At 50.4% G+C, this 4,740-nt stretch carries 7 protein-coding genes; 3 read left to right on the top strand and 4 right to left on the bottom strand.

Annotated features, from left to right (window positions below; translation table 11 throughout):
• Positions 1-578: prohibitin family protein (locus HKN79_11880; GenBank protein ID NNC84266.1), on the bottom strand; the 578-nt coding region annotated here is incomplete at its 3' end.
• A 68-nt stretch (positions 579-646) separates the two neighbouring features.
• Between HKN79_11880 and HKN79_11875 the strand changes: the two genes are divergently transcribed.
• Both HKN79_11875 and HKN79_11870 read left to right on the top strand, forming a co-directional pair.
• The gene (locus tag HKN79_11875) at positions 647-1,252 is read left to right on the top strand and encodes a hypothetical protein (protein ID NNC84265.1); all 606 of its coding nucleotides are present in this window, start codon (positions 647-649) and stop codon (positions 1,250-1,252) included.
• The gene (locus HKN79_11870; GenBank protein ID NNC84264.1) at positions 1,249-1,848 is read left to right on the top strand and encodes a transferase hexapeptide repeat family protein; all 600 of its coding nucleotides are present in this window, start codon (positions 1,249-1,251) and stop codon (positions 1,846-1,848) included. The genes HKN79_11875 and HKN79_11870 overlap by 4 nt, the downstream gene beginning before the upstream one ends.
• 18 nt (positions 1,849-1,866) lie before the next feature.
• On the opposite strand, the gene msrA is transcribed toward HKN79_11870, so the two are convergent.
• Positions 1,867-2,406, bottom strand: coding sequence for a peptide-methionine (S)-S-oxide reductase MsrA (gene msrA, locus HKN79_11865; GenBank protein NNC84263.1), 540 nt, complete (start codon positions 2,404-2,406; stop codon positions 1,867-1,869).
• Positions 2,407-2,503: 97 nt separating this feature from the next.
• Here msrA and HKN79_11860 point away from each other — a divergent pair, with 97 nt between their 5' ends.
• Complete coding sequence (locus tag HKN79_11860; GenBank protein ID NNC84262.1) at positions 2,504-3,118, top strand: fatty acid hydroxylase; 615 nt, start codon at positions 2,504-2,506, stop codon at positions 3,116-3,118.
• 54 nt (positions 3,119-3,172) lie between these two features.
• Here HKN79_11860 and HKN79_11855 read toward each other — a convergent pair whose 3' ends face one another.
• Both HKN79_11855 and HKN79_11850 read right to left on the bottom strand, forming a co-directional pair.
• Entirely contained in the window at positions 3,173-4,420 is a 1,248-nt protein-coding gene (locus tag HKN79_11855; GenBank protein NNC84261.1) for a tetratricopeptide repeat protein, read from the bottom strand.
• Between the two features lie 8 nt (positions 4,421-4,428).
• A partial coding sequence (locus tag HKN79_11850) for a TolC family protein (GenBank protein ID NNC84260.1) occupies positions 4,429-4,740 on the bottom strand: 312 nt, incomplete at its 5' end.

Raw genomic sequence — 4,740 nt, 5'->3', positions numbered from 1 at the left:
ATCGAAGCCCTCAATTTGGCCGGGAGCTCGATATTTCGGATGAGCACATCTTCCAATATCACGTTGTTGTCCTGTAGCTTCTCGGTCATCTGCGACTCGATCTCGGCCTGGATCAATTCCCGTTTGGATGTATTGATCTCTTCGGGGAGATATTTCGCAATGACCTCTCGTGTCACCGAGCGCATCGAAGGTAGGATCATCTTATCTGCATAGTTCCGGCCCCATATGAGCTCCAGTTCTCCCAGCCCACGGTCATCCGGACGAAAGAATATGGTGACATCCAGTACGATGTCCAGTAGGTTGGAGGAGAGCACGGTCATCTTATTGGTCACTTCCTGTTTCCTGATCTCGTAGTCTATCGTGCTATTCCAAGGTGCAATGAGACGGAATCCTTGCTCCAATACAGGGGAATCAGGGTCTACCCCACCTTGGAAGGTCTTATATACCACCCGCGCATGACCGGCCTCTACCGATTGGCTGGAGCGCATGATGATGAATACGCCAAGTATGATGAGCGGGAATGCCAGGGCTCCCAGCTTGCCGAATGGGTTCTTGAATTGCGGTCTGTAATTTTCCATTTTTTATGTTTCCTTATTCTGCGGAAGATAGGGATTCGATACCTTTCAAATTCCAATCAGAAGACAGTATGAAGAAAGATTCAGATGCCCAGGTGAAAGTAGATGCGTACATCGCCAAGGTCTCCGATGACTTTAGACCCATATGTGAGCGTTTACGGGAGATCTTCCTCTCAGAAGGGCTGGTGGAGGAGGTTAAATGGGGTGCACCATGCTATTCACATCACGGGCTTGTATGCAGCATTGCAGCCTTCAAGAGCTATGCAGGGACCTGGTTCTTCAAGGGTGCCTTACTCAACGACCCGGAGAATCGATTCCGACAAGCACAGAAAGACACCAAAGGATTGAGAAGCCTCACCTTCGAAGGTGTAGAGGACATCGATGAGAAGCTTCTAAGAGGATTTGTCAAAGAGGCCATGTTGCTCAATGAGAAGGACATCAGAGTACCCGGGTCTGGCAAGAAAAAACCCTTGACCATCCCTGCCCTACTGGAAGACGCTTTAAACAAGAATCCCTCACTCAAAGAGAAGTTCGAAGCCTTCTCTCTCAGCAAAAAGCGTGAATTCACGGAGTGGATAGAAGAAGCCAAACGCGAAGCCACCAAACAGAAACGACTCGAGCAGTCCATCGAGCTCATCTCCAAGGGCATCGGACGACACGATAAATACAGAAAATGACATACGAATTCAACGGTTTCCGCCCGGTCGTGCATGAGTCGGCCTATGTGCATCCTCAGGCTGTAGTGACGGGTAATGTGAGCATCGGGAAAGATGTCTATATCGGTCCGGGAGCAGCCATACGCGGAGACTGGGGCGAGATCATCATCGAGGATGGATGTAATGTTCAGGAGAACTGCACCATCCATATGTTTCCTGGCACCACGGTCAGACTACATCCGCGAGCCCATGTGGGGCATGGAGCTATCGTACATGGCGCAACGCTCATGGAGAACTGTTTGATAGGGATGAATGCCGTGGTGATGGATGATGCGATAGTTGGTGCTGGGAGTATCGTGGGTGCACTCTGTTTCGTGCCGGATGGCATGGTCATCCCTGATCGCAAGATCGTGGTGGGTAATCCGGCCAAGGTCATTAAGGATGTCACCGATGAGATGCTGGAATGGAAAAGCCAAGGCACGGCCCTCTATCAACGTCTGCCGAAAGAACTCCATGAGACGTTGAAAGCCTGCAAACCTCTGCGTCAAGCGCCTGTATTCAAGCGTTCGGTAAGCAGCGATTATGCGACTTGGAAGAAAAAGAAGGATAAGAAGTAGACCTTGTCTGCAACCGATTCAAGTCTTCAGACGGTCGGCAAAGCGCTTCTTGAATTTTTCCAGCTTGGGCCGGATGACATACTGGCAATAGCCCTGCTCCGAGTTGAGGGCATAGTAGTTCTTGTGGTAATCCTCAGCGGGATAGAAGTCCTTGATCATAGAAACCTGAGTGACCACGGGGTCCGACCAGGTGCCTGATTCATCGGCTGCTTGGATGGCCTGCTCCGCGATCCGATATTGCTCCTCATCATGCGCAAATATCTCCGACCTATACTGGGTACCCACATCATTTCCTTGTCGGTTGAGGGTAGTGGGGTCATGAGTGGCAAAGAATACTTCCAAGATCTCTTCGAAACTGGTGACCTCGGGATCATAGCTGATCTGGGCCACTTCAGCATGACCGGTGCGCCCGGTGCACACTTCACGGTACTCTGGATTCTTGATGTGGCCCCCTGTATATCCGGGCATGACCTGGAAAACTCCTTTCATCTCTTTGAAGATGGCCTCTATACACCAGAAGCATCCTGCACCCAGGGTGGCCTTTTTTAGATTCTCCATATACTACTGACCTTTTATGGACTAATTGAACAGATGACAATTTGATGTGCGAAAACGTTGTTTTCTGTAGATTTGTTCTCGCTAAGAACACCAATTTATGGCAGTTACCCACAAACCCCAGCCCGGTCAAGGAAGGATGTTCGAGAACGACATCCTCGAAGCCCTGTCCAAGACCTCAGCTGTAGTCGCCTATACCTATTACCCTGCTGTGGTATTGGGAATGGTGGCGGTCAATTTATTCTATCATCAGATCCATTGGCTGACCGTATTGGGTATGTACGTGTGGGGGATCGTCTTCTTCACCTTCTTCGAGTACATCGTACACCGCTATCTCTATCACATCGATGATAGCGGAAGTGAACGTATGAAGCGTTTCGCAGAACGCTATCACGGTATCCATCACGAATATCCGCAGGACAAGGAGCGATTGATCATGCCGCCCTTGGTATGGACGCTGTTTGCAGCCTTCTTATTGGGTCTGGCCTACCTCATCGGTGGGGAAACTGCCTTCTCCTTTATCGCGGGGCTCATTACGGGATATCTCGGATACATCTTCGTACACTACCAGGTACACACGAGCAATCCTCCCAAATGGCTCAAGTCGCGTATGATCCATCATGCCCGGCATCACTATCAGTATGAAGACAAGGCCTTTGGTGTGAGTACCATGTTCTGGGACAAGGTATTTGGCACCATGCCTCCTGAGAAGTGATCAAGTGGATATAAAGCATTGAAAAAGGCGACCTGTGGGTCGCCTTTCTTTTTCTCAATACCCACAGAAATACCGAATGGCATCCTTGGCCTTCTCATAGCCATTCTCCAGGCTGATCTCCAAGTCGATGCACCCTTGAATGGGTCGATAGCTCATGATGTAGGCCATTCCGCGGTTGTATCGGGATTCCATATAGTCCATATCGTTACGCAGTGCTGTGGTATAGGCCTCGATGGCCTCATTGTATTCCCCGAAAAGCAGATGGATATTTCCCTTTAAATTCCAGTACTCGGCCGAATCGTCATCCTGTGCGATGATCTGCTGGGCATCCCGCATGGCATTGGAATAGTCTCCCATGAGCTGATAGGTGTAGGCCCGGTTATAGAGAGCCTGAGTAAAGCTGCTATCTGCCAGATGGGCCTGCTCATAATCCTCCAGGGCCCCCTCCATATCTCCCATCTCCTTTTTGATGATGGCCCGTGCGAAGTAGACATTGGGTAATTCCTTGCGTATCTCCATGGCGCTGTTCAGATCAGCTATGGCCTTGTCCCGATCCCCGGCATAGTGATAGGCTACGGCCCGGTTGTAGTAGGCCAAGGCGAACTGGGCATTGAATGTGATGGCCCGGGTGAAAGCGGCAATGGCCTGCTCGTAGTCCTGTCGTTTCAAATGGATCAATCCCTGCACATCATGTGCAATGGAGGAGTAGGGATTGACCTCTAGGGCCATCTCTATGCTCTGCTCGGCATCGATATAGTCTCCTTGGAGGAATCGGATGAGGGCCTGCTTCTCATACTCATGCTCCACTTGGAATCCACGGGCTATCAAGGTGTCTATATCGGCCAGGGCGCTCTCGTATTCTCCCAATGCCATATAGTCATCCACCCGTACCGCCCGGATCTCATTATTCTCAGGTGCAATAGCGATGGCCTGGTCCAGATCCTCGAGTGCGCCTTTATAGTCCATGGCCATCATCCGTAGTTTGGCCCTTTGGTCGAATACATACTCACTGTAAGGATTGAGCTCCAAGGCGCGGTCATAGTCTTTCATGGCCTCGTACGTCTGACCGAGCAGTTGATAAAGCCGTGCTCTTTTCATATAGGCCTCGGCAAAGCTGTAGTCCATATTGATGGCACTGGTATAGGCCAAGAGCGCTTCCTGTGTACGCCCTGTGCGCAACAGGTTATCAGCCTCTTGGATGATCTGGATGGCGGTCAGACGAGGGGATTGGGTCTGAGTAATGAATTGCCCAGTCATGGAGGTAGCGATCAAGAGACAGATTGAGAGGAGAATGTGTTTCATAGGCATGCTCATGGTGATTCAATGAAATTCGTACTCAATATACCTAGTTGATACTCGGTCTTCAAACTGGCCATGCGATTCTTGGTAAGAATCTCATTCCGTTTGATCTGGGCCGAGATGTATCCCAATTCCCTTCTGTTGACCAAGAATAAGGAACTCTCACCGGATTCGAAAAGCTGTCGCTCACCGGCCAGAAGTCCGGCATAGTCCTGCACGGTGCGTGAATAGAGTCGGAATTGCTCCAGCGTGGTCTCCCATGAATTGATCGATTGACGGGCCTTGACCTGAAGCATCTGTTGTTTATCGGCCCTGTCGAGGTC

Source organism: Flavobacteriales bacterium, assembly GCA_013001705.1.
Lineage (GTDB): Bacteria > Bacteroidota > Bacteroidia > Flavobacteriales_D > JABDKJ01 > JABDLZ01.
This window is presented reverse-complemented; position numbering and strand designations above follow the sequence as displayed.

Bases quoted from the DNA above. Each gene is read 5' to 3' on its own strand.
- HKN79_11875 (NNC84265.1), top strand. From the start codon at position 647: ATGAAGAAAGATTCAGATGCCCAGGTGAAAGTAGATGCGTACATCGCC.
- HKN79_11870 (NNC84264.1), top strand. From the start codon at position 1,249: ATGACATACGAATTCAACGGTTTCCGCCCGGTCGTGCATGAGTCGGCC.
- msrA (NNC84263.1), bottom strand. From the start codon at position 2,406: ATGGAGAATCTAAAAAAGGCCACCCTGGGTGCAGGATGCTTCTGGTGT.
- HKN79_11860 (NNC84262.1), top strand. From the start codon at position 2,504: ATGGCAGTTACCCACAAACCCCAGCCCGGTCAAGGAAGGATGTTCGAG.
- HKN79_11855 (NNC84261.1), bottom strand. From the start codon at position 4,420: ATGAAACACATTCTCCTCTCAATCTGTCTCTTGATCGCTACCTCCATG.